We start from the raw sequence: 24,935 nt of genomic DNA on the forward strand, positions 1-24,935 counted from the left end.
CCCCCCCCCCCCCCCCCCCTTTCTTTCTGACCCGCTGAAGGAAAATTCCGGTTCTTCAGACGGGGAGGATGATGAAAAAAGTGAAGATGAAGAGGAGTGGGCCGGCTGGGAGAAACCGGGCATGGAGTCCGGCAGGCATCCTGCGGAGGATGCCGTTGCGGTCCGCGGTCCGGATAACTTTGCCGTTGCGACGGAAACGCCCGCGGACATTGTTGTAGCGGGAGGGGACAGCGTTTCCCTGGAAGAAGGGTATGGGGGAACGGTGCGCATGGAGGGGGACGGGGATATTTTCCTGGACAGTGCCAATGTCAGCGACGACGGCAACAAGGAGAAGCATTACGGCGTGAATATCCGGATGGACGGAGGTTCCGGGGCCAAAGTGTACCTGGGGTTCACGAGCTCCACGGCGCGCACGGCTTTTCTGGAGGGTACCATTTCCGGTACGGGAACACTGGTATTTGAGAACACGAGCCGCAGCCGGGTAAGCATTTTTGACCTGACGGGGGCGGACATGAGCGGCTTCAGCGGAGTAGTGCAGGCGGCCGCCCCCCGTTCCAGCCTTTCTTCCGAGGGCTATAATACGCCCGTCCAGGTTCAGGCGGCGGGTGACATGAACGCTGCGGTGGTTGACCTGTCCCTGATCCGCCAGGGAGGGAAGGACCCGGCCGGCCTGGGCGGCTGGCTGACGGGGAATGCCGGAACGCCGGGGCAGGTGATTTTGAAGCTGGAGGGGGATCTGCTTATCTCCGGCCTGGAGGGGACTACGGAGGGAGCCTCTTCCCGTGTTACGGTGGGCAACGGGACCACGGCTACTCTGACTATTGACGGTGCGGAGAACCATGAGTTCAGGGGGGTGATCGGCGGTCTGGGAGCGGACGGCGCCTATTATGAGGGGACGGAAAAGAATGAGAGCTACAAAAACGGGCAGGCCATTCAGGCGGACGGTACCGGAAGCATCAACCTGGTTAAAAAGGGTGCCGGGGCGCAAACCATCCATGAAGGCAGGCTGGGCAGCGTGGACATCCGGGGCGGCGTGCTCCGCCTGGGCGCCGGCGGCTCCATGGCCATCCGTGAATCCCTCTCCATCTCCTCCGGCGGCCTGCTGGACATTGCCGCCGGAGCCTCCCTTGCCCTGGATTACCATGAAACGGCTTCCCGCCTGAACGGCATGAATTGGCAGTCCGCAGGAACTCTTGTTTTCAGCAAGGGACTGAGCCTGGATATGGCGGGAACGTTCCGGCTGGATTCTTCCGTGCAGTTTGCGGAAGGAAGCGCGCTGACGGTGGTTATTCCTGAATCCGGCATTCAGTCCGGAGAATCCCGGAAGCTTATTTCCGTGACGGAGGGCAATACCCTCTCCTTTGCGGATGCCGTGCAGAAGGAAAAAGTCAGGTACACCGAGGGAAGGGATGCGGACGGAAACTGGATTTACCGGGATATTGACGTTTACAGCGGACTGACTCTGAACGTGCAGGGGGATGACCAGTGGCAGATGCTCGTGACAGGGCTGGATTCCTCTTCCCTGGAAGGGACCTACTTTGACGCGGACAAATTCAACTATTACGTCTGGCAGGGAAACAGCGTCCAGGCCCCGGACGGCAATGTGTGGTCTGACGGCGCCAGGGGCGGCAGTCCGTGGGAAGGCAGCCTCACGTTCCGCAACGGAGAACGCGAAGTCCTTTTCGGCATGCGGGACTTGTCCGGCCACGCCGTGAAAAGCTTTGACGTTACTCTGGACGGAACGGTGCGCGTTTCCAGGCTGACGGTTTCCGTGGACAAGGAGGCGAACGGCGGCATGGGGTATGTCTTTCACGCCGCGGACAGGGGAACGGGCAGCATTGCGGATGCCGGGGAAGGCATCGCGGGAAAGCTGGTCAAGGAAGGGGTGGGCATGCTGACCCTGGCCACCGGCAATACTTTTTCCGGAGGCACGGAGATTCTGGAGGGCAGCATTCTGGTGGCCCGGCAGGGGGCTCTGGGGTCCGGAGACATCCGGATGGCGGACGGAACGGAACTATATGTGAATTACCCTTTTGCCACAGAACTGGATTCCCATTACCGCAACCCTTCCATAGCCAACAATATCCGGATAGGCACGTCCTCCAAGGACACGGCAAAGGTAGTGATAGGCTATTCCCCGCTCACCCTGGCGGAGAAAGAGGACCTGCCCGGCGCAGGTTCCTCCGGCTACCAGTGGGATTACCTGACTTCCCGCCACTGGCGCACGCTGTCCATGACCGGCAGGCTGGACGGTTATGGAGAACTGACGCTGATGGGCTATACCTCCACGACCAATGGCGGACGGGACAAATGGGTGAGCATGTTCCACATCTGTGATGAAAGTCTGGCTCCGGGAGAAAAATCCAGTTTTACCGGCACGGTCAAGCTGGACAACTACATTCTGTATTCCGAGGCGGACTCCCCCGCCAATGCGGATTCCAACAATGACATTCTTGCCGTCCGCAAGCCCGGCGCCGTGCAGCTTATCGTGGAAGACGACGCGCTGCGGAACGCCAAGGTGGACCTGACGCGCGCCCATACCGTGAATGCGGCGGACAACGGCACCGCTTTTGAAGGCAAGGAGCGCATGGACCTTTACCACATCCTGCTGGTGCAGAAGGACTCCGTTCTGGCGGGACTGCAGGGTGACTTGATCGGCAAGACGCAGGACAGCGAATACTACGGGAAGAACTACACCGTGGGAAGCGAGGTGGATACGCTGCGTGTGCTGACCAACTCCAACAGTACGCTGACGCTGGACGTGAAGGAGACGGAAAGCCTGTACTTTGCCGGCGTTTTAGGCATTGCCTCCGAGTACGGTTCCGCCACTTCCGGCAAGGTGACGGCCGCCAGCAAGGAAACCCTTTCCCTGACCAAGACGGGCGCGGGAGCCCAGTACATCCATACGGCTGCCGTCAACCGCCTGGTTCTCCGGGAAGGGATGCTGGGTTTCAACAACCTGAATGTAAAGACGAGCGCCACCCTGCACGGCGGCACTACCCTGGACCTGGGCGTGACACGCGGCGTCACTTCCGGCGGCACGGTGCAGGACTGGGGAGCGGCCAAAGGCGGCATGACGATCAATCCGGGGTATGCCTTTCACATCGTGACGGACAAGGCCTTCAGTGTGAATGCGGGGGAAGGCCCGGTGACGGTCCCTGAAACGGCTGTAGTGAATGGTTCCGTGACGGTTTCCGATACCTCTTTCCTGTACTTTGACTGTAATATCCTGCCTTCTGAATGGCAGGAGCATCCCCTGCTGGCCATCAAGGGGCTGGATGGCATGGCGGATTCAGGGCGCCTGAACCTGGACGGGGATATCCTGGTGCGTTTTGACGGTTACGACTTCGGAAACACAAATACGGTTGATAAGAAATATTACCTGGCAACCACGGAAAACGGCATTTACGTGGACGGGACGCTGGGCGGCTTTCAAACGCGCACGATCTCCGTCGGCAACGGCTGGTTCGGCATCATTAAAATTTCCGAGGACAACATGAACCTGGTCATGACGGTGACCAATACGCCCATCCGCACCTGGTACAACGGGGAAGGCCGGAGCGAGGGGGAATACGTGGCCGCCACGGATAACGTCTGGTTTGGCAACGAGTTGGCGGATGGCGAGGGTACCGACCGCAGCCACTGGTTGGAAGGATTGGATAAGAATCTGGGACTCAACGGCTTTTACCGTGATACCTATCACGTGGCCTTTGGCGCGGAAGGCGCGGGCAAGACGGGAATGGTGGAAAAGGAAGGCGGGGAGGATTTCAACGTGGTGCTCATCAAGGGAGAAGTGCGCCCGGCATCCATCCGCGTGAAGGATGACGTCAACTACATTTTCCGCGCCCATGCGGACGGCGGCCTGATTGCGGACGGCTCCCTGCCGGAGGATTACGAAACCAGCGGATGGAAGACCATCCTGACCAAGGACGGAGCGGGTACCCTGGTGATGGAAACGGCCAACACGTATTCCGGCGGAACGGAAGTCAACGGAGGCAGGATCGTCATGCGGGACGCCGCCGCCCTGGGCACCGGGGAAATCCGGATGTTTAACGGCACCTCCCTGGTTCTGGACTACCGGAGCGGCGGATTTATCCAGCAGGTGTCCTCCCTGGGCAACCTGCTCACGATCGCCGAGAATTCCGTGGTGGAGGTATCCCACACGGACAGGGTGATCGGGGCTGTTATTTCCACCGTCCGTGGTGGGGCCACCGCCAATCTGGTGGTGCAGCATGCCAACGGCGGCGGCCAGACCGTTTTTCAACTGGAAGACGGTTCCGGTTTCCACGGAAAGGTCAGTATGGGCGGGGCGGAAAACGGGCAGGGAACGGTACAGGTGTGCCTGGACAGGGATACCTGGATGAAATCCCTGTTTGACCTGAGCCTGAACGGCGTCCGCAACACGGTGCTGCATCTTGATTCCGTGGAGGAGGTCCACAACCTGACTCTGGCGGGCATCATGGGGAATGATGAAGCCTCCTGCGTCACTACGGAAGCTTCCGCAGGACGGGATTCCGCCACCACCCTCCTGCTGGCGGTGGACACGGCGGACCGCGTTTATCACGGCAACCTGGGGTTTGGGCAGTACATTGACATGTACGATACGGGCAAAAAGTATGACTCCGGCTACATAGGCCTGGTGAAAACGGGCGTCTTTTCCCAGACGGCGGGGAATGCGCGCCTGGCTTTCCTGACTATTGACGCCGGTTCCCTGAAGGTGGAGAAGGCCCTCTTCCTGGTTGGGGAACTGAACGTGGGGCAGGATGGCAGCCTGGTGGTGGGCAGGGACGAATGGCAGGCGCTGTATGATTATGACGTGCAGGTTAATGACGGCGGCGTTCTGCGCCTGGGTTCCGGCTTCGGCACCCTGTCCGGAACTCCCTATACGGAAGACGGTGTGCAGAAAACCGGCAACACGATTCTTCTGAATGGCGGCGGCGTGCTGGGCATGCTGGACGCGGACTGGGAGAATCATCATGAAATGGTGGTGGACGCCGGAGGCAAGGCCTTTGTGCTGGACACGACCGGGTACGGCCCGGATACCATGACGGCCTCCGGTGACAGCCATGTCATGACGCTTAACGGCGTCATCAAGCCCGGCGAAACCTCCGGAACCATCATCATTAAAAATGACAACGCCGGCAAAAACGGGCGTGTGGTGCTGGGGGGCGCCAATACATGGGCGGGCACCTACCAGGTGACGGACCACGCCGCGCTGGAACTGGCCCATGCGGGAGCGCTCAATGAAAAGGCAAACGTGGAGCTTCTGGGGGCCAATTCCCGGCTGGATGTGAAGGCGGAAACGGTCTCCTACGCCAGCTCCGTGAAACTGGCGGGTGCGGGCGCCTCCGTGAACACGTTGAATTCCTCCCCCCTGTCCGGTATTTCCGTGGCGGTGACGGCGCGGGACGGGGCTTCCTCCTCCACGGTGGAGCGCGCTTCCTTCGGGTCCTCCGCAGGAACCGGAATCGTCAAGGGAGCAAGCGCCGCGGACCGGGCGCAGTTGAACGGGGTCCGGGTAAGCGTCAGGACTGGGGCGGCGCTGGCCCATACGGAATTCTCCGGTTCCGTGCTGGAGGTGGCCGCGGGGCAGGAGGCCCGCGTGGAAGACATGCTCATTCATGCGGCGGATTCCGGCATCAGGCTGGGGGAACTTTCCTCCCTGGCCGTCTCCTCCGTCTCCGCGTCCCGGACTGCGCCGAACCTGAACATCAGCTATGCGGACGGCAATTTCTCCATGACGGACCCCGGCACGTGGACGACCAACGCGCTCATTACCGGAGCGGGGAACGCCTCCGTGGACTTCTCCGGGGGAGTGAACCTGATGCTCACGGAATGTTCCGCTGCCCTGATTGCGCAACTGGTGGATTCCAGGGTGACTGCCATTCACTTTGTTCTTTACGACGGCTCCCTCACCAATACGTTCAGCGGGGATGCCACCCTGGCCTCCGTTCTTTATGACGCCGCCCTGAAAAACGCCGGATTCCTGCTGGAAAACGGGGATTCCTGGATGCGGGACGGCGTGGTGACTCTGGTACGTACGGTTCCGGAACCCGGAACGGCCGCGCTTGGCCTGCTGGGGCTGGGCGCGCTGCTGCTGCGCCGCCGCAGGAACTGAAATTTCCCGCGTTAAAACATTCCGGCGCCGTACGCTTGATGATGCGTGCGGCGCCGGAATAGATAAAAACGGAAGGCCCGGACAAGGTCCGGCCCGGAACGGGAGCGTCTTTTACCGGGAGGACTTCGCCTGCTGCCAGCGTTCCTCCATGGCATCCAGCCCTGCCTCCTCCAGGGACACGCCGTCCCTGGAAAGCAGGCGTTCCATCTCATTGAAACGCTGCTCGAACTTTTTATTGGCTCCCGCCATGGCCGCTTCCGGGTCAATGCCCTTCTTGCGGCACAGGTTGACTACGGAAAAAAGCAGGTCCCCCAGTTCCTCCGTGACGCGCGGGTCCCCCTCCGCCGCGGGCAGGATTTCCTCACACTCCGCGGTTTCTTCCTTCACCTTGTCCAGGGCGCCCTGGGCGTCCGGCCAGTCAAACCCCACTTTGGCGGCTTTCTTCTGAAGCTTCCAGGCGCGGAGCATGGGCGGCAGCCCCTTGCCCGTTCCGTGCAGGTACGGGGTGGCCTCCGTGCCTTTTTCCTGGCGTTTGATCTTGTCCCACTGGGTCAGCACGGCATCCGTCGTATCCGCCGTGGATTGGGCAAACACATGGGGATGGCGGCGCACGAGCTTTTCGCTCACTTCCGCGGCCACGTCATTGAAATTGAAACGCCCCGCCTCCCGGGCGATCTCCGCATGAAAAACCACCTGAAGCAAAACGTCGCCCAGCTCCTCCTTCATCTGCTCCCAGTCGTCCCGCTGGATCGTGTCCACTACCTCATAAGCTTCCTCAATCATGTTGGTAATCAGGGAGCGGTGGGTCTGTTCCGCGTCCCAGGGGCAGCCCTGGGGGGCTCGCAGGCGTTTCATGATGGCGATGAGGCGCTGCATCTGGAGGGCAGGCTCGCGGCATTCGATCATTTCAGTGTCGTTCATGACAGAGCCATACTAATCGCGCAAGGGCGGATGACTAGCAAAAATTCCTCTTTACCCGGGGCGGTTCTTCCTTACACTCGCCCCCATGGAAGTTCACACGTGGAAAGAACGCACGGAAGAAGGCACCCTGGTGTACAGGGCATGCCACCACGCCAACAAATGGAAGCTGGAATGCGCTCCCAAGGTGGGCCGTGCGGAACGTGATGATGTGGAATGGGAGCACGTGGAATTCACGCGCGGGCACTGGGTGACCCTGCGGGACGTTCTCTGGCGCAAATACCAGCGCAAGCGCTGCCCGTGGCGCTTTATTGAGGCCATAGACAAGCTTCTGGAAGACATGCCAGAAGAAGAGGAAGCCAGCCCCCGCGGCGGGGAGGACGGCCAGTAGGCCGCATTTCCAATTCAGCCGGGCGGATATGCTGGGGACGGTGTTCAGGGAGTGGCTCTCCTGGGTGTATCCCTTCATCTGCGAGCTGTGCGGCCGCGGCGGCCTGGACGGCTGCCATGTCTGCCCGGAATGCCGGGAGCGCTTCCTCCCCGTTGAACCACCCTGCTGTGCCGTCTGCGGGGAACCTGCGGAGGGCTCCTTTATCCCGTCCGGCCTGTGCCGCCGCTGTGCGGAAGCCGCGCCGTCCTTTGAGGAGGCCCGGGCTGCTTATGTGAATGAAGGGGCTTTGAGAGACCTCCTGCTGGCTTTCAAATATGCCGGGGCCGTGCATCTGGCCGGAACCTTTGCCGGGATGATGGCGGATGCCGTGCGCGGAAATCCCCACTGGTTCGGCGGGAAAAAACGCCTGCTTGTTCCAGTGCCCATGCACCGCCGCAAGCTTGTCCGCAGGGGGTACAACCAGGCGCAGGAACTGGCGGTTCTGCTGGGCAGGGAACTTGGCTGGCCCTGTGCCGGAGTGCTGAAACGCCTGCCGGACCGGCTGCCCCAGGCCAGCCTGGCGCGGGAGCAGCGCCTCAGGCACGCCCGGAAAATCTATGCTGCGGATGAACAAAGGATAAAACGCCATCCTGTTGCGGGAAGGGACGTTCTGCTGGTGGATGACGTTTTCACCACCGGGGCCACGGCGGACGCCTGCGCGCATCTGCTCCTCAGGGCCGGAGCGGCCTCCGTGTGCGTATTCACGCTGGCGCGGACGCACCATGCATGGCATGGCTGAACCGGAATTTTCTTTCAGCCTGTCCGTTTCCTTCCTACAATGGCAACCATGAATCCGGAGCTGGTGTTTCACACGGAAGATGAAGTCATGTTTTATGATACGGACTGCGGAGGAGTGGTTCATAATCTGGCCTACCTGCGGATGATTGAAGCCTGCCGCACCAAACTGGGGGCCAGGCTGGGGATGGACTATAAAACCATGAGCGGTCTCCGGCAATTCGCCGTGGTGGTGCGCCATGAGATCAATTACGTGCGCCCTGCCGTGCTGGGGGACACCATTGTCACGACAGGGTGGCTGCAATCCGTGGAGAGGGCCTCGTTCTGGTGCGACTTTGAAATGCGCCGCGCTTCCAACAACGACCTGCTGGTGAAAGCCCATCAGCAGCTTGCCCTGGTGCAGATGCCCCAGGGACGGCCCACGCGCATTCCCGCGGAATGGCGCGCCCGGTGGCAGGAATACATTGAATCCTGATCTTTTTTTGTCCGCCTTCCATTTTGCGCTTGCCATGAAAGGGGGCGTGGTGTTTACTGCCTCCGCCCTTCCAGCAAGGGTAAGTGCTTGGGTAGCTCAGTTGGTAGAGCAGTAGACTTTTAATCTATTGGTCCCGGGTTCGAGTCCCGGTCCAAGTACCATTCATTTTTTATCCTATGAAACTCTGCAAGGAACTATTCCTTGCAGAGTTTCTTTTTAGGTGGATCCAATGGACAGCCTGTTTCGTTGTTGCCCCGTGATTGTTTGAATAAACATCAATTACTTATTTGGACTGGGAGTTTCATGAAAGTCACGCTGGACAGCGCGTTCTATTTCATGGAACAGCAGGAAATGGTCCTTCAGATGGTACAGCCATGATTTGATGTCCGCCAGTTCATGGGTTTCCAGCATGACCACGGGGGAGATGAACGGCGTTTTCTTGATGGCTACTTCAATGAGCCCGATGATTTCATTCCTCCTGCTCAGGACGGGAATGGCGAGGTACTGCATGTATTTTTCCTCCGGGGGCTGGTTGCGTTTCCGGTAGAAGCTGCGCCTCACTTCTCCGGGACCGGAGAGAACCAGGGGGCTGAGATGGCGTTCCGCGAATAATTGTTCGTCCAGCATGGAGGGAGTTCCGGTCACAGGGCGCGGAGGCTGGGCCAGCAGGGAAGGGGTGTCATTATTGTGTTCTCCCTGTGCATAGCCCGTAACGCGCAGGAAAGTTTGATCATCCTGCCGTTCCGCCTGGATATAAAGCACTTCAAAGATGAGGGAATTCTTGTATTCGGCCAGAGCTGCGGCAATCGTGGAGCACAGGAACAGGCAGGCGCCGTTGAAACTCTCCGCTGTTCCGCGGGAACCGTCCGTCTTGTTCTCCCGGCAGGCTCCGCCGTTCAGCTTGTTGGCAAAGTGTTCATATTCTCCGCTCAGCGAGGCGTACGTCTTTTTATAAAGGGCGGCGCTCCGGTTTTTAAGGGTGCAGGTATGCTCTTTTTCTTCCCTCCTCCTGTTGATCAGCCTTTGACATTCCACATGCCAAACAATGAAAGCCGCGCCAAGGATCACAAGCAGGACGATTTTTCCCGTATTGGCTTTCTCCATGGGCGTTCCTCCGATGATGGAGATGACAATAACCAGAATGGGCTGGAACAGGTTTGCTTTCTTGATGAAGGAAGTCTCTTTGGACATATAAAGAAGCGGGAGAAAAATTGGTTGAAATTAAGGTGATGCTGTATAAGTTTTGTTAAAGGTGTGTTACGGGTTGATTCTCAAAAATATTCCATATTTAATATTGGAGAGGGGAAGAGTGCGGAGAAGGAAGTGGAGTGGTCTTTACTTATGTGAGTTTAAATAAAATTTATTTACAATCAATGAGTTTTTATTAATTTAGAAATATTCTAATACGGTATTTCTTTGATTGATAATGCTTCTTCGGTTCCAATAATTGTTAGGAAAAAAGAATGATTTTCCGTTTGGGAAACGGTTTGTTAAACCGCAGTGTTCTGCCGTGTTTTATTTTCAAATTGAAAATCTTTTTATTTCCAGGATAAAAAGAAGGGGACCAAGCTCCGCCCCGGGCCGGAAGGCTGGATTTTTTATGGAATTCCCCGTAAATGAATGAATGGGGAGTCATTTATCATAAATGACTTTTACGGATACCGGCGGGAAAATGTATTTTTAACAGGCGGGGATGACCGGTTCCCGTTCTTGTCTCCGGGCAGCGTTATTCGGCATGGTTTTCCGCCGCCCACTTTTTGTACTGGGCGGATATCTGCTCAATGAGCGGCTGGTGCCTGGGTGCCAGGTTTTTCTGTTCCGTCCTGTCTTTGATATCGTACACCTGCCAGGGCCCGCGGTTGGGAGCCACCAGCTTGAATTGGTTGGTCAGGGCCGCCCGGTTCCTCTGATGCTCCCAGAAGATGGTGCGGGGAGGGCAGGTATTGGGAATGTAGTCCCAGACCCTGGCCGGAGGGAGCTTTCCTGGATTGGCCCAGTAGGCGTTAAGCGGCTTGCCGTCCATGTGGGCCGGAACCGGGAGCGTGGCCCACGTGAGGCAGGTGGGCGCGATGTCCTGAAGGAGGAAGGGTGAGTGGTAGCGCGTGCCGGGGCGGATTTTGGAGGGGTAGCGGATGATGAAGGGAGCGGACAGTCCCCCGTCAAAGGTTTCAATTTTATAATTGCGGTAGGGTGTATTGGAGACAGCGGCCCACATGGGGCCGTACCCGTCCCGGCAGCCCACTTCTCCCAGGGGGCCGATGGGAAGGACGGTTTTCTTGTTCCTGTTGTTCTGGGGCATTTCCGCCGTTGCCCCGTTGTCCGACAGAAATATGACGATTGTGTTGCCGCTGAGGCGGTGGTGGTCCAGGGAGGCGAGGATGCGGCCTATGCCGCGGTCCATGATGGAGATTTGGGCGGCATAGGTAGCCATGCAGCCGGCAAGATACTCCTTGCGTTCCGCAGTAGCCTTGTCATAACCCGCGGGATTGAATTTGCCCGCCATGCCCAGTTTGGCGGAGGGGGGGACAATGCCTGTCTGCTTCTGTTTTTCCAGCCTTTTGGCGGCAATGGCGTGGGGGGATTTGCCTCTGTAGGCCGGGAGCATTTTTTCTATTTCCTCCCGGGGGGCCTGAAGGGGCGTGTGCGGTGCCGTGTAAGCCACGTAAAGGAAGAAGGGTTTTTTGTTTCTGGCGGCATCGTCAAGGTAGGCCAGGGCCGTTTTGGTGATGTCATCCGTCATGTAGAAGTCCTCAGGGAGATCCTCCGGCCTGAGCAGTTTTCCGTCTTCCCCGAAGGGGCGGTCCGGCATGGGCTTGTAGTAGTCCGCCGCTCCGCCCAGTAATCCGCGGTAACGGTCAAAACCGCGGTCCCATGGGTAAGTGCCCTGGACTTTCCCCAGGTGCCATTTTCCGGAAAGGTAGGTGCGGTATCCCCCTTTTTTCAAGAGTTCCGGCAGGGTGGGAATGTCCGGGTTGAGGCGTCCGCGGTAGCCGGGGCGCCCGCTGTCGTCGTCCAGCAGCCCTACGTCCACCTTGTGGGGTTCGCATCCCGTCATGATGGAAGCGCGGGAAGGAGAGCAGCGGGAAGCCGTGTAGCACCGGGTAGCCAGCATGCCCTGCCTGGCCAGGGAGTCCAGGGCCGGAGTAGGTATTTCAGACCCGTAGCAGCCAAGGTCGGACCAACCCATGTCATCCGCCAGGATGAGGACGATGTTGGGCTTGTCCGCCAGGGAGGGGGCAACAGTGAGCAGGCAGAGGGCCATGCAGCCCAGGATGGAAAAACACGGAATGAAACGCATGAGGAAAGGTGGTGTGCTGTTATGTGGATGGGACCGCTGCCGGTTCTTGCTGCAGAGTTGAAAAAGCAGGTTTTTCCCCTTGTTCTCCGTGTGCCTGCCGTTCCTGGAGAATCTCCCCGGAGGTTGAATGCGCTCTCTGCCGTGTGATGCGGCGTGCCGGAAGGAACGCGCCTGCTACCACCACAGGATGGCGCAGAGCAGGATGGCGGCTCCGTAAGCCATGCCGCCCAGGCACAGGGGCGTCCACAGGGCGGGTCTGGAGCAGATTTTGTTTACCATGTCCCGGTACAGGTAGGGCTTGCCGATCCAGAGGAGGGAGAGGAAAATGACGATGTAGCACCAGATAGGGATGAGTAGCCGGGTGACAGGGTCTTGAAGGAAAGCCGCGCTGAGGAGAGGGGCCGCCACCATCAGGCCGAAGATGCCGAGCGCGCGCGGAAAGAGCAGGTTTTTCACCTGCGTGACCATCAGCACCAGGAACACGGGGCATGCAAGCTGGAGCAGCCACCGGATGCCTTCAAATTCCGCCAGGCCCACCCGGAAGTAACTCAGGACGCCCAGCCCCTCCGGAGCCACCAGCAGGAAGAACCAGAACAGGCCGATGGCCAGCAGGACCTGCGCCAGCAGGTGGTTGCGCGGAGAGGCCAGCAGGAAGGCTTGAACTTGCTGTCTTTTGACCAGCGCATACAGGTGGACCAGCAGCAGAACAGCGCCCAGGACATACCCTGCCACAGGCAGCGGTATCATTCCATCATACGGATGCAGAAAAGGGGCGTGCTGGTTCATCTGAACGCTAACCTTAATGATTATCCCGGCTTCGTAAAGGCGAATCAGCGGGAGAGGGAAGAAAATTCCATCGGTTTCCCGGTCCCGGGCCGAGGGAATTTCCCGCGGTGAGCGGAGAAATGCGGTTCAGGAGTCCTTGGTGACCTTTTCAAACGTGGGGTCTTCAACGGCGGAGATTTTCCCATCCGCATAAAGCACCATAATGCCTCCCTGGTGGCGTTCCAGGGCCGGAACCACAATTTCCTCAAAGTCCTGTTCCGTGATGACGCTGCGTCCGTCAATCGGGATGCCGTCGCTGATCCAGGGCTTGCCCCGGAGAGCCTGGCCGCGCGCCACGTTCATGGGGCGGCCCTTCCTGTTGTCCAGCCAGCTGGTGTAGGAGATGGTGTCCGGGCTGGCGGGAAGGTTGGTGTCTTCCGCCGCAAGGATTTCCGGGCGCTTGTCAGCCGTGCACCGGAAAGTGTCCGGCAGCATGTTCGGCTCCTTGTCGTTCCGGGCGATCAGGTCCGGCTGCTCCGCGTTCACGATGGGGGCCAGGGCGTCCCACCAGTTGCGGCATTCGCGGGCGCTCAAGAGGCTGTCCTTCATGCCGCTGGAAGGGAGCTTGCCGCCGTTCTGGCCTGCGAATTCCTTGCCCCAGTCGCTGATGCGGCGCAGGTTGTCCGTACAGCGCGTTCTGGCCGCCGTTTCCGTGGCGTGGGAGTAAATGCTGTAGGATACGCCTGCCAGCAGGGCGATGATGGCGATGACTACGAGAACTTCAATGAGCGTGAAACCTTTGCTGCGGGAGGTGAGTGAGCGGGCTTTCATGATTTCACGCCATTATGCATGATTGCTGCCGCTTGAAAAGGCAGAAACTGCGGTCCGGGATGAAAAGCGTTTACCGGAGCGCGGGAAACGGAAAAGGCCGGTCCCGTGGAGGACCGGCCTGGAGAAATGGAAATGTCCTGGTTCCGCTTACTTGGCGGAAGTGACCAGGGCGGCGAAGGAATCCGGCTTCAGGGACGCGCCGCCCACCAGGGCGCCGTCAATGTCCGGCTGGGCCATGAGTTCCACCACGTTTTCCGGCTTCACGGAGCCGCCGTACTGGATGCGCACCTTGGCGGCGGTGTCTGCGCCGAAGACGTCGGAAATGACCTTGCGGATGAAAGCATGGGCCTCCTGCGCTTCCTTGGAGGTGGCGGTCAGGCCCGTGCCGATGGCCCAGACGGGTTCATAGGCGATGACCAGGTTGGCCACTTCTTCCGGGGTGAGGTCCTTGAGGCCGCCCTTGATCTGGATTTCCAGCACGGGTTCCAGAATGCCGCCCAGGCGTTCGTCCTTCGTTTCACCGATGCAGAAGATCGGGGTGATGCCGGCGGCGATGGCCTTCTTGATCTTGGCGTTGATGATGGCGTCCGTTTCACCGAAGTACTGGCGGCGTTCGCTGTGGCCGAGCACGACGTATTTGAGGCCCAGTTCATTCAGCATGCTGGTGGAGATTTCACCAGTGTAGGCTCCGTTGTCATGCTGGGAGACGTTCTGGGCGCCTACGGCGGCGCAGGAGCAGCCGTTCAGGGCATTCAGCACGGAGGGGATGGTGGTGAAGGGGGGGATGATGACGGTGTCGCACGCGACGTCTTTTCCCTTAACGAGGTTTTTGAAGCTTTCGATGAATTGGGCGCCTTCAGCGGGGCCGATGTTCATCTTCCAGTTGGCGGCAATGATAGGTTTGCGGGACATAGTGGAATGAGATTAATCAGGAAGACGCATTGTTGCCAAATTGAGGCGGAGGTCAAGCACAGATCAAAAGGGCCGCATACGCGCCGTCCGATTTTTCCTGATGGGGAAGGATGAGTTTTTCCTCTTTCAGCGTCCACTCCGGGTGGTTCCGCAGAAAATCCCTGACCAGCAGGCCGTCCTCCTCCGCGTCAATGGAGCAGGTGGAGTATACGAGCCTGCCGCCCGGCTTCACGGCGCGGGAGGCGTTTTCCAGAATGGTCTTCTGGAGAGCGGCCAGACGGCGGATTTCCGCCGGAGTTACGCGCCAGCGCACGTCCACGCGGCGCTGGATGACCCCCGTGTTGGAGCAGGGCACGTCCAGAAGCACGGCGTCAAAATGGCGTTCCCATTCCGGAGGGCACGGCAGGGACCAGTCCGCCTGCGCCGTTTTGACGGCAGAGGAGCCCTGCCTGTCCAGGTTTTCCTGAAGGGTGGGCAGGCGGTGTTCATGAAGGTCCGTGGCGGTCAGGTGCGCCTTTCCCCCGGTGGCGGCAATGATGGCAGCGGCCTTGCCGCCGGGGGCGGCGCAGGCATCCAGAATTTCCTCTCCGGGGCGCGGAGCCAGCAGGTCAATCGCGTAACGGGTGGAGGGGTCCGCCACGTACAGGGAACCGGCCTGGATATCTTCCAGCGGCAGGGGGCCTTCCACGGAGAACCAGCCGGGTGCCCGGTCCAGCGGAGTGAGGGAGGCGGGAAGGCCGTTCATGGGGATCAGGGGATTGGCGCGTACGTACAGGCGCGGCGTGGTATTGTTCCAGCGGAGCAGGTCACGGGTTGTTTCCCGGTCCGTCTGCTGCGTCCAGCGTTCCACCAGCCATGCCGGGGTGGAATAAAGAACGGGGAGGGGAAGTTTTTCCCGTTCGGCCAGGATGGCTTTTTCCCGCCGCAGGGCGTTGCGCAGAATAGCGTTGACCAGTCCCCTCAGGCGTGACGGCGCAAGGTTGACGGTTTCATACACGGCGGCATGGTCCGCCATGCCCAGCAGGAAAAGCTGGCACAGGCCGAGCTGGAGGATGAGGCGCATTTCCAGGTCCAGCCTGCCCTGCCGCAGGGAGTCGATCACGTGGTCCAGCCAGGTCCGGTTGCGCAGCACGCCGAAGACCAGGGCCTGCACCAGATGCCTGTCCGCCGTGGAAAGCTGCGCCCGTGAACATTCCCGGTCCACGAGGGTTTCCGCAAAGGAGTGGCCTTCATGCCAGCGTAGCAGGCAATTCAGGGCTGTCTGGCGGGAGGATGGTTTTTTTTTGTTCACCGGGGAACTCTACATGCTGGGCCCGCAAGTTTCAACCCGCAAAAGCACACGGTGCGGAATGGCTTGCGCAGGGGGGTGAACTCCGGAGCGGTTGCATTACTTGTCCTTCCGCGGGCTGCCCACTTCCCTGCTGTAAATGGCCTGGAGCTGCCGGAGCCGCTCCGGCTGCGTTTCCGCCAGGTTGTGTCTTTCCTCCGGGTCCGCGGTTATTTGGAATAAGAGCCATTTCCCCCGTTGGTTGGTGAGCTTCCACCCGTCTTCGGTGATGATGGTGCGGTCCACGACTATATGGCTGCGCGGCGCGGCCTGTTTGCCGAACAGCGGATTATTATAGGAAACGGCATCCTTCCCGGCAGGCATGGGGATCCCGGCGAGCTCGGCAAAGGCGGCCATGTGGTCGTAGTTGGCGGTGAGGGCGTGGCAGGTTTTTCCTGCCGGAACGGTGCCGGGCCAGGAGATGATCATGGGGACGCGGATGCCCCCTTCATGATTGGTCCATTTCAGCCCGGCCATATTAACCATGCCTTCGTCCGGGCTGATGCGCCCGCGGCTGCCGCGGAAGGCGTCCAATACCTCCCCGGTACCGTCCAGCACGCCGCCGTGGCAGTTGAGGCCGCGCCCGCGGCTCTTATCCGTCCGGTAATAGAGTTCATGCCCGTTGTCGGAGGCAAAAATGATCATGGTCCGTTTTTCCAGGCCCAGGCTGCGGACCTGCGCCACGATGGCTCCTACCTGTTTGTCCAGCTTGTCTACCATGGAGGCGTATTCCTCCGCCGCTCCGGCGCACTCCCTGTTGGGACCGGAGGCGTCCGCGTACGCCTTGCGTATCTCCGGATGTCCGGCATACGTATTTTCCGCAGGCGGGATGTCCACGGGGCCATGCGGAAGATTGGTGGAGAAGAAAATGAACATGGGCCTGTTCCGGTTCTTCTTCATGAATTCCAGCGTTTCCCGGAGCATTACGTCCGGGGCGTAGGTTGTTTTTCCATCCCTGCTGCCGCGGCGTTTTTCCGTGGCTCCGGCGCTGTAATTCTCCACCGTTATTCCGGCGTCCGGCCTTGTGTTGCCTTCCAGGGGGAGCCTCTCCCCGTTTTTCCACAGGAAAGAGGGGTAGAAACCGTGGGCGCGCTGGTGGTCCATATAGCCCGTATAATAGTCCCAGCCGTGCCTTTTCATTTCAGCGTGCCAGGTGTTGAACCCCCAGTCCAGCTTGCCGAACTGCGCGGTGGCGTAACCTGCCTTTTTCAATAGTTCCGGCAGAAAGACTTCCCTGGCGGATGGCTTGATAGGGGAGGCCTTGGCGGCTTTTTCCTCCAGTTCCCCGTTGCTCCAGCCTTCTTTTTCCGCTCTCGTGACCAGCCCTCCGGCGGTCTGCGTGTAGGAACCGGAATGGCTGTCATGCACTCCCATGAGCAGGGAGGCCCGCGCCGGGCAGCAGTACTGGCTGCTGTAGCACCGCGTGAACATGACTCCCTGCCTTGCAAGGCGGTCAATGTTGGGCGTCTTGACGATCTGCTGGCCGTAGCATCCCAGCATGCCCATGCCCAGGTCGTCCGCGTAAATGAGGATGATGTTGGGCTTGGACCCGCCAGGCGCCCCCATGGACAGGGAGCACACCCAGAAAAATACCGCCGGCAGAAGGCGCAGGAAAGGGGTCATGAAAATGAGTACGTTCCGTTCATGGACCGTTTATCAGTAAAAAACCGCCCGGAAGAAGACTCCCGGGCGGTTGAAAGAGGTTTGGCCTGTGGGGCTTAGTTGCCGTACGGCTTGTTGACGCGGCTGAATTGCTTCAGGCGCAGGCCGTTCAGGTGGATGAAGCCTTCCGCGTCGTCCTGGTTGTACAGCTCCTCGTGGCCGCCTTCCATCGTGGCGATCTCTTCGGAATACAGGGACTGGGGGGAACGGCGTCCGGCGTACATGACGTTGCCCTTGTAAAGTTTCAGGCGCACTTCCCCGTTGACGGTTTCCTGGGACTTGGTCACCAGGGCCTGGATGGCTTCACGTTCCGGAGCAAACCAGAAACCATTGTAAACCAGCGTGGCGTATTCCGGGATGAGGGAATCGCGCACCTTCTGCACTTCACGGTCAATCGTGATCGTTTCAATGTCGCGGTGGGCCGCCAGCAGGATGGTGCCGCCGGGGGTTTCATAAATGCCGCGGCTCTTCATGCCCACGAAGCGGTTTTCCACAATGTCCACGCGGCCGATGCCGTGCTTGCCGCCCAGGGCGTTCAGCACATACATGACGCCCAGCGGGCTGAGCAGGGTGTAGCCGCCGCGTTCTCCCTGCGGGGTGACGTCCAGTTCTTTCAGCAGGGCGGCCAGGCCGTCGTACTGAATGCCGACCACATCGCCCTTTTCATACAGGAGCTGGATGTATTCAGCCTGGTCCGGGGCGTCTTCCGGAGAAACGGAAAGCTTGTACATTTCACGGTCCGCGGGGGTGGTGCCGTCATACCAGGTATCTTCCAGCATCCCGGCTTCAAAGGAGATGTGGAGCAGGTTGCGGTCCATGGAATAAGGCTTCTTCAGGGACTGGCGGATCGGGATGCCGTGGGATTCCGCATAGGCGATCATTTCCGTACGGCCCGGGAACTGCTGGCGGAATTCAGGGTCGCGCCACGGGGCGATGACCTTGATGTTAGGGGCCAGCGCATTCACGGCCAGCTCAAAGCGCACCTGGTCATTCCCCTTGCCTGTAGCGCCGTGGGCGATGGCGTCCGCTCCTTCACGGATGGCCAGGTCCACCATGTCCTTGGAAATGCAGGGACGGGCGATGGAAGTGCCCAGCAGGTAGCGGCCTTCATACAGGGCATTGGCCTGCATCATGGGGAAGATGTAGTTGGTGGCGAAGTCTTCCTTGAGGTCGCCGATGAAGCACTTGGAGGCTCCCGTAGCCAGGGCTTTGGCTTCCAGGCCATCCAGTTCTTCCGCCTGGCCTACGTCTGCGCAGTAGGCGATGATTTCGGCATTGTACTTTTCCTTGAGCCACTTCAGAAGAACGGAAGTGTCAAGGCCGCCAGAGTATGCAACTACGATTTTCATGTGCGTCAATGATTAGTGTGCGGCGGCATGATGCCCCATTCCCCCCCCGGAGGAAAGGACAAAATCATGTTTCGCCGCAGGCTTTTCACGGAGCCTGCCGCCCCCTTCCCATTTCATGTGTTTCCCGCCGTTTCCGGGTTCAAATTCCCCATGGAAGGCAGTAGCGCTTTTTGCGCGCCCTTAACCATATCTGCAGGTCCGCCCAAATACGCGCCATCCTCCAGAGCGGAGTACGCCTGGTGTCCTTACCCTTTGCGGTGTGCGCCTGTTTTCCCGTCAATGGGATTTCTGTTTTATGCAGATTTCCGGCAGGGAGGCTTTCGTCCGGCAGGAGAAGGAATAATTAGGAAGAGTTAAATAAATGGCCTTCCCCCTTTCCTCCGGTAATGCCCCTGCCGCTTCTTCCGGCTGCCCTGTTGGCGGAAGAAACAGGCGTTCAATCTGATGTGCGGAAGCCGCTGAAAAGGCCGGATGACATTGAAAACGGCTTGAATTTGATGAAATTGAAAAAAAGCGCTTGATTTTTCATCGCCGGGCCTCTACTTATTCCGCCGAACTTATGGCTAAGAAGAGCTGGATCGCAAGAGACAAGAAAAAGGCTGACACCGTCAAGCGCTACGCAGAACTGCGTGAGCAATTGAAGGCTGAGAAGGATTATATCGGTTTAACCATGCTGCCCCGCAATGCAAGCCCGACCCGTACGGTCAACCGCTGCCTTGTTTCCGGCCGCCGCCGCGCGTTTATCCGCCGTTTCAAGCTTTCCCGTATTTCCTTCCGCGAACTGGCCAACGCCGGCATGATCCCCGGTGTGACCAAGTCCAGCTGGTAAGGCGGGGAAAGGTTGCAGCCTTATAAAGATTTTGACGCTAGGCTGATTTTTATTTAGCCTAGCGTTTTACTATGCCCATATACGAGTATATTTCCGAACACCCCGACGACCCCGCGCAGTCCTGCCCGGTGTGCCGCCGCGGTTTTGAATTGCGGCGCCCCGTGGACCGTGAGCCGCTTGAAAAATGCCTGGTGTGCAAGCACCCGGTACGCAAGGTGATCAGCCGGGTCAATGTGCCGGAGGTCACCAAGCCCCTCTCCGTTTCAGACGCCAAGGCAGCAGGATTCACCGTGCTGGAACGCCGGGACAAGGGCGTTTATGAAAAACTGTAACCCAAAAGCCGGGAAATATCCCGGCGCCTTTTTCCGTATACTACTAACAGAATGAATGATCCGGACCCTCTGAGTATTCTTGCGGCCTTCGGGGCCGCTGAAGCGCCTGACGCTGTTCCGGCGCTGGGCGGGATGACGCTGGCGGTTGCCGGCCTGATCCTTTTTTTATTACTGAATGCGTTTTTTGTGGCGAGCGAGTTCGCCCTGATGAAGGTACGGGGAAGCCAGTTGAAGGCTGGGGAAGGCGTTCCCGCACGGACCCGGAGGAAGCTGGCTCTGGCCCGGAAGACGGTCAAGCATGTTGACCTGTATCTGGCGGCTTGCCAGGTGGGCATTACCCTTTCCTCCCTGGCGCTGGGATTTCTGGGCACGTTTTTCGTGGTTGAACTGACGGCCCCTTTCCTGCTTTCCGTGGGGCTGGGCGGCTCTGCTTCCGTTTACGGCATTGCGCTGGCCGTTACGTTTATTTTCTTTGCCTGCTGCCAGGTCGTTTTTGGGGAATTCATTCCCAAGGCCATGGCGGTACGCCATCCGGACAAGGCCGCCCTGGCGACGGTCCCCCTGCTGCGTTTCTTTTACACGGCATTCAAATATACGGGCATCCTGGGCCTGACGGGGGGAATAGCCAGGTTTGTGCTGAAATACCTGCTGGGCATTGATCCCCGCTCCACCGCCTGCACGGTTCACAGTACGGATGAACTGATGTATCTGGTGGAGGAGAGCGAACGCTCCCGGGAACTGACCAGGCAGGAGGCGGAAATTTCCAGGAACGCACTTGAACTGAATGATATGTGCGTCAAGGACGTGATGACCCCCCGCTCTGAAGTGGACGTAATGGATCTGACGGCTCCCTTTGAGGAGAACTGGGAGCTTGCCCGGAAGTCCCGCCACACCCGTTTTCCCCTGGTGGAGGGAGACCATCTGGATGAGGTGAAGGGATGGGTTCATGTGAAGGATTTGCTCAAGCTGGTGGGCCAGGATAATCCGGACCTGATGAGCGTGCGGCGCGAGTTGCGCGTGGTGCCGGATACGATGCCCCTGGACAGCCTCCTGACCTTTTTCCTGAAGGAACATTCCCATTTTGCCCTGGTAGTGGATGAATTCGGAGATTCCATCGGCCTGGTGTTTCTGGACGATGTGCTGGAACAGATCGTGGGGGACGACATTCAGGACGAGTTTGACCAGGAGGAAATGCGTGAATTCGTCAAGACCGGCAAGGACACGTATGCCGTGAACGGCGCCATTACCCTGTTTGACCTGGCGGACTATCTGCCGGAAATGGATTTGGATTGTCCAGGCGTCACTACGCTGGGCGGTTACGTGATCAGCCGGCTGGGTTACATTCCGGAAGAGGGGGAAGAGCTGGCCATTGGCCGTTACCGGGCTGTGGTGACAGGGTCCGACGGCAGAAGAATCACGCAGATCCTGTTGACCCGGCTTCCGGAGGAAGAGGAGGAATAACCCCATGGCGGAAAAGTCACATCCGGACCTGAGCTTTGAGGCGGAGGCGCGTTCCTCCGGTTTTCTTTATGTGGCCGGGGTGGATGAAGCCGGCCGCGGTCCGCTGGCCGGGCCCGTGGTGGCCGGAGCGGTTATTCTTCCGGAATTGCCGGAAGAATTGGCGGGCCTGAATGATTCCAAGCAGCTGACTGCGGCAAAGAGGGAACGCCTGTTCCTGGCCCTGCTGGAGTGCGGCCAGGCGGTGTGTTCCGTGGGGATGGCTTCCGTGGAGGAAATAGACCGGCTCAATATCCTGAGAGCCACCCATCTGGCCATGGCGCGCGCCGTGGAAGGACTGCCCATGCGGGCGGATTTCTGCCTGGTGGACGGTCTGCCCGTCAAGGGGTTGCCCGTTCCGCACCGCGCCATCGTGAAGGGGGACGGGCGGAGCCTGTCCATTGCCGCCGCCAGCGTTCTGGCCAAGGTAACGAGGGACCGCATGATGACGGAGGCGGACGCCTCCTACCCGCAGTACGGTTTTGCAAAGCACAAGGGATATGGCACGAAAGCCCACATGGAAGCCCTGCGGAGGCATGGGCCTTGCCCGCTCCATCGCCGCTCGTTTGCGCCGGTTTCACAAATGGAACTGTCCATCCCTGAATAGGGAGGAGCGGAATACGGAGTGGCTGGGAAGGTACGGGGAACTGGCTGCGGCCTCCTTCCTGCGTGCGGAGGGCTGTTCCGTGTTAAGGAGAAACTGGCGTCCCGTCAGGGGCGGGGAACTGGACATGGTGTGCCGGGACGGGGACTGCCTCGTCTTTGTGGAAGTGAAAACCCGTACCGGGAATGGGCATGGAGGCGCAAGGCGCGCCGTGAATGCCCGGAAAAGGGCGCTGATACGCCAAGGGGCTGCGGAATGGCTGCGCCAGCTTCCGGACCGTGTCCTCTTCCGGTATGATATTGTGGAAATCCTGTACCGGGAGGGTTGTCCGCCGGAATGCAGGCGCATCCGCGGAGCGTTCGGGGAAAAGGATTTGCCTTCTTCATGAAAAGCGCCGCAGGCGCAGGGCGTTCAGGATGACGGAAACGGAGCTCAGGCACATGGCCGCCGCGGCAATCACGGGGGAAAGCAGGATTCCCCAGAAGGGATACAGGATGCCGGCGGCAATGGGGATGCCCAGGGCATTGTAAACGAAGGCGAAGCCCAGGTTGGATTTCATATTCTTCACGGTGGCGGTGGAGAGGGTGAATGCCTTGGAGATGACCAGCAGGTTCCCCTTCACCAGCGTGACGCCGCAGCTCTGCATGGCTACATCCGATCCCGTTCCCATGGCGATGCCCACGTCCGCTTCCGCCAGTGCGGGGGCGTCATTCACGCCATCCCCCGCCATGGCGACCACGGTATTCCCGTTTTTCAGGGAAGCAATGAGCGCCTGCTTGTCCGCCGGGGTCATCCCTCCGTGGAATTCGGAAATGCCCAGGTCCCTGGCCACGGCTTCCACCGTTGCCGGAGCGTCCCCGGAAGCGATGATGATGCGGATGCCCTGCGCGGTCAGGTCCGCCAGAGCCTGGCGCGTGTTTTCCCGGATTTTATCCGCCAGGGAAAAGGCTCCCGCCGCATGGCCGTCCACCGCGGCAAAGACGGTGACGCGGCCCTGTCTCCGCTGTTCCTCCACCCATGGCGCCAGCGGGGAAACATCCACGCCCTGCTTCTGCATCATATCCGCCGTGCCCACGCATACCTTGCTGCCCTGGAAGGTCCCGGCCACGCCGCCCCCCGGGAAGGACTGGAAATCCTCAACGGGTGACAGGGTGATCTTTTCCTCCCCGGCTTTCCGGATGAAGGCGCGGGCGATGGGGTGTTCGCTCCTCTGTTCCAGGGAGGCGCACCGGGCCAGCAGCGCATCCATATTCACGTTGTTTGCCGTGGTGATATTGACCAGGGAGGGCTTCCCTTCCGTAAGGGTTCCGGTCTTGTCCATCACCAGGACATTTACCTTGTGCATGGTTTCCAGGGAGGCGGCGTCCCGGAACAGGATGCCGAGGGTGGCCGCCTTTCCGGAAGCCACCATCATGGACATGGGCGTGGCAAGGCCAAGAGCGCAGGGGCATGCCACGATCAGGACTGCGACGGCATTCACCAGGCCGTGCGTCCAGCCCGGATGGGGCCCCCAGAAGCCCCACGCGAAAAACGTCAGGACGGCGACGAGCACCACGGCAAGGACGAAATACCCCGCCACCTTGTCCGCCAGCCTCTGCATGGGGGCCTTGGTTCTTTGGGCCTGGGCCACCAGGTTCACGATGCGCGCCAGGACGGTGTTATTACCCACCTCCTGCGCCGTCATGGTGAAGGTGCCCGTGGTGTTCAGCGTGGCGCCGATCAGCTTGTCCCCCGGAACATGGGAGACGGGAATGGGTTCCCCCGTCAGCATGGATTCATCCACGTCGCTCCCGCCGTCTTTCAGGATGCCGTCCACGGGAATCTTTTCTCCCGGTTTCACCCTCAGCACGTCGCCGGGCTGCACGTCCTTCAGGGGGATATCGCTTTCCATGCCGTTGGGCACGACCAGGTGGGCGGTGGAAGGAGCCAGATTCATCAGGGCCCGGATGGCTTCCGCCGTGCGGGACCTGGCTTTCAGTTCCAGAACCTGCCCCAGCAGGCTGAGGGAAATGATGATGGCAGCCGCCTCATAATAAACGGGCACGTGCCCGTCATGGATAAAGACGGACGGGAACCAGCCGGGCACGATGGTGGCCGCCAGGCTGTATAGAAAGGCGATGGAAGTTCCGGCGCCGATCAGCGTCCACATGTTTGGATTGCGGGTCTTGACGGATTCCCATCCGCGGGCCAGGAGCGGTGCTCCGGCCCACAGGATCACGGGAACGGCCAGGAGCAGTTCCACCCAGTTCTGAACGCCGGGGTTCATCCATGCGGCAAGATGGCCGCTCATGGAAATGATGAAGATCAGAATGACGAAAGGCAGGGAGAAATAAAAGCGCTTGCGGAAGTCATCCAGCTCTGCGTGGTCCGGGACGGTAGCGGAGGGAAGCAGGGGTTCAAGCGTCATCCCGCAGATGGGGCAGGCGCCGGGATGGTCCTGCCGGATTTGAGGGTGCATGGGGCAGGTGTACACGGCGCCGGGGGAGTCCGGCGCCGGCGGCAGGGAGGAATGGACCATGTCTCCGTGATGGTGCATGGGCATGTCCATGCCCTCCATCTTCATGCCGTGTCCGGAGTCCGGAGGATGGGAGAGGATTTCTTCCGGGGTCTGCGTGAACTTGTCCCGGCAGGCGCGGCTGCAGAAAAAATAGGTTTTTCCCTGATAGCCAGCCTTCCAGGGAGTATCTTCCCGGACTTCTCCTCCGCAGACGGGATCCGTATGAGAGGAAACGCCGTGGCGGTCCCGTGGGCTGTTGGTCATGTCCATATGGAGAGTGAGACAATTCCCGGCCCATTGCCGTTCCGGGACAGCCATGATTGGGAAAACCGGGAAAACGGCTGCAGGCCCTCATT

The 24,935-nt window shown here is 59.7% G+C and carries 19 protein-coding genes and 1 tRNA gene; 10 read left to right on the forward strand and 10 right to left on the reverse strand.

Going from position 1 to position 24,935, the window contains the following annotated elements; translation table 11 throughout:
• Positions 1–121 precede the first annotated feature (121 nt).
• Positions 122–6,118, forward strand: coding sequence for an autotransporter-associated beta strand repeat-containing protein (locus CXU21_RS06075; RefSeq protein WP_219723160.1), 5,997 nt, complete (start codon positions 122–124; stop codon positions 6,116–6,118).
• Positions 6,119–6,229: 111 nt separating this feature from the next.
• On the opposite strand, the gene mazG is transcribed toward CXU21_RS06075, so the two are convergent.
• Positions 6,230–7,039, reverse strand: coding sequence for a nucleoside triphosphate pyrophosphohydrolase (gene mazG / locus CXU21_RS06080; RefSeq protein ID WP_102712227.1), 810 nt, complete (start codon positions 7,037–7,039; stop codon positions 6,230–6,232).
• An 85-nt stretch (positions 7,040–7,124) separates the two neighbouring features.
• Here mazG and CXU21_RS06085 point away from each other — a divergent pair, with 85 nt between their 5' ends.
• The 4 genes from CXU21_RS06085 to CXU21_RS06100 all read left to right on the forward strand — a co-directional run bounded on the left by CXU21_RS06085 (position 7,125) and on the right by CXU21_RS06100 (position 8,837).
• Positions 7,125–7,427: a hypothetical protein gene (locus CXU21_RS06085; protein WP_102725450.1), complete on the forward strand. Its 303-nt coding sequence runs from the start codon at positions 7,125–7,127 to the stop codon at positions 7,425–7,427.
• A gap of 28 nt (positions 7,428–7,455) precedes the next feature.
• Entirely contained in the window at positions 7,456–8,205 is a 750-nt protein-coding gene (locus CXU21_RS06090) for a ComF family protein (protein WP_102725451.1), read from the forward strand.
• 39 nt (positions 8,206–8,244) lie between these two features.
• Positions 8,245–8,676 carry an acyl-CoA thioesterase gene (locus CXU21_RS06095; RefSeq protein WP_102725452.1) on the forward strand — a complete coding sequence of 144 codons (432 nt, stop codon included), beginning with the start codon at positions 8,245–8,247 and terminating at the stop codon, positions 8,674–8,676.
• Between the two features lie 85 nt (positions 8,677–8,761).
• Positions 8,762–8,837 (forward strand) — tRNA-Lys (locus CXU21_RS06100).
• Between the two features lie 118 nt (positions 8,838–8,955).
• Here the strand turns inward: CXU21_RS06100 and CXU21_RS06105 are convergent.
• From CXU21_RS06105 to CXU21_RS06145, 8 genes are all read right to left on the reverse strand, one after another.
• Positions 8,956–9,867, reverse strand: coding sequence for a hypothetical protein (locus tag CXU21_RS06105; RefSeq protein WP_102712219.1), 912 nt, complete (start codon positions 9,865–9,867; stop codon positions 8,956–8,958).
• Positions 9,868–10,402: 535 nt separating this feature from the next.
• A complete protein-coding gene (locus tag CXU21_RS06115; RefSeq protein ID WP_102725454.1) occupies positions 10,403–11,974 on the reverse strand; it encodes an arylsulfatase in 1,572 nt (523 codons plus the stop codon).
• Between the two features lie 174 nt (positions 11,975–12,148).
• A complete protein-coding gene (locus CXU21_RS06120; protein WP_146016988.1) occupies positions 12,149–12,721 on the reverse strand; it encodes a hypothetical protein in 573 nt (190 codons plus the stop codon).
• Between the two features lie 165 nt (positions 12,722–12,886).
• On the reverse strand, positions 12,887–13,570 hold the full coding sequence (locus CXU21_RS06125) for a type II secretion system protein (RefSeq protein ID WP_102712211.1): 684 nt from the start codon (positions 13,568–13,570) through the stop codon (positions 12,887–12,889).
• A gap of 147 nt (positions 13,571–13,717) precedes the next feature.
• Positions 13,718–14,482 carry a triose-phosphate isomerase gene (gene tpiA / locus CXU21_RS06130; protein WP_102712209.1) on the reverse strand — a complete coding sequence of 255 codons (765 nt, stop codon included), beginning with the start codon at positions 14,480–14,482 and terminating at the stop codon, positions 13,718–13,720.
• 52 nt (positions 14,483–14,534) lie between these two features.
• On the reverse strand, positions 14,535–15,773 hold the full coding sequence (locus CXU21_RS06135; RefSeq protein WP_102725456.1) for an RsmB/NOP family class I SAM-dependent RNA methyltransferase: 1,239 nt from the start codon (positions 15,771–15,773) through the stop codon (positions 14,535–14,537).
• 96 nt (positions 15,774–15,869) lie between these two features.
• Positions 15,870–17,432, reverse strand: coding sequence for a sulfatase-like hydrolase/transferase (locus CXU21_RS06140; RefSeq protein ID WP_102725457.1), 1,563 nt, complete (start codon positions 17,430–17,432; stop codon positions 15,870–15,872).
• Positions 17,433–17,527: 95 nt separating this feature from the next.
• The gene (locus CXU21_RS06145) at positions 17,528–18,820 is read right to left on the reverse strand and encodes an argininosuccinate synthase (protein WP_102712203.1); all 1,293 of its coding nucleotides are present in this window, start codon (positions 18,818–18,820) and stop codon (positions 17,528–17,530) included.
• Between the two features lie 559 nt (positions 18,821–19,379).
• Between CXU21_RS06145 and rpsN the strand changes: the two genes are divergently transcribed.
• From rpsN to CXU21_RS06170, 5 genes are all read left to right on the forward strand, one after another.
• Positions 19,380–19,649, forward strand: coding sequence for a 30S ribosomal protein S14 (gene rpsN, locus CXU21_RS06150; protein ID WP_102712261.1), 270 nt, complete (start codon positions 19,380–19,382; stop codon positions 19,647–19,649).
• Between the two features lie 71 nt (positions 19,650–19,720).
• Positions 19,721–19,981, forward strand: coding sequence for an FmdB family zinc ribbon protein (locus CXU21_RS06155; protein ID WP_102725458.1), 261 nt, complete (start codon positions 19,721–19,723; stop codon positions 19,979–19,981).
• 51 nt (positions 19,982–20,032) lie between these two features.
• On the forward strand, positions 20,033–21,442 hold the full coding sequence (locus tag CXU21_RS06160) for a hemolysin family protein (RefSeq protein ID WP_102712199.1): 1,410 nt from the start codon (positions 20,033–20,035) through the stop codon (positions 21,440–21,442).
• Positions 21,443–21,446: 4 nt separating this feature from the next.
• Positions 21,447–22,085, forward strand: coding sequence for a ribonuclease HII (locus CXU21_RS06165; protein WP_102712197.1), 639 nt, complete (start codon positions 21,447–21,449; stop codon positions 22,083–22,085).
• Positions 22,015–22,470, forward strand: a complete 456-nt coding sequence (locus CXU21_RS06170) for a YraN family protein (RefSeq protein ID WP_102725897.1) — start codon at positions 22,015–22,017, stop codon at positions 22,468–22,470. Before CXU21_RS06165 ends, CXU21_RS06170 begins: the two co-directional genes overlap by 71 nt.
• On the opposite strand, the gene CXU21_RS06175 is transcribed toward CXU21_RS06170, so the two are convergent.
• Positions 22,465–24,843, reverse strand: coding sequence for a heavy metal translocating P-type ATPase (locus CXU21_RS06175; protein ID WP_180972687.1), 2,379 nt, complete (start codon positions 24,841–24,843; stop codon positions 22,465–22,467). The genes CXU21_RS06170 and CXU21_RS06175 overlap by 6 nt on opposite strands.
• Between the last annotated feature and the right edge of the window lie 92 nt (positions 24,844–24,935).

It is taken from the genome of Akkermansia muciniphila, from assembly GCF_002884975.1.
GTDB classification, from domain to species: Bacteria; Verrucomicrobiota; Verrucomicrobiia; order Verrucomicrobiales; family Akkermansiaceae; genus Akkermansia; species Akkermansia muciniphila_C.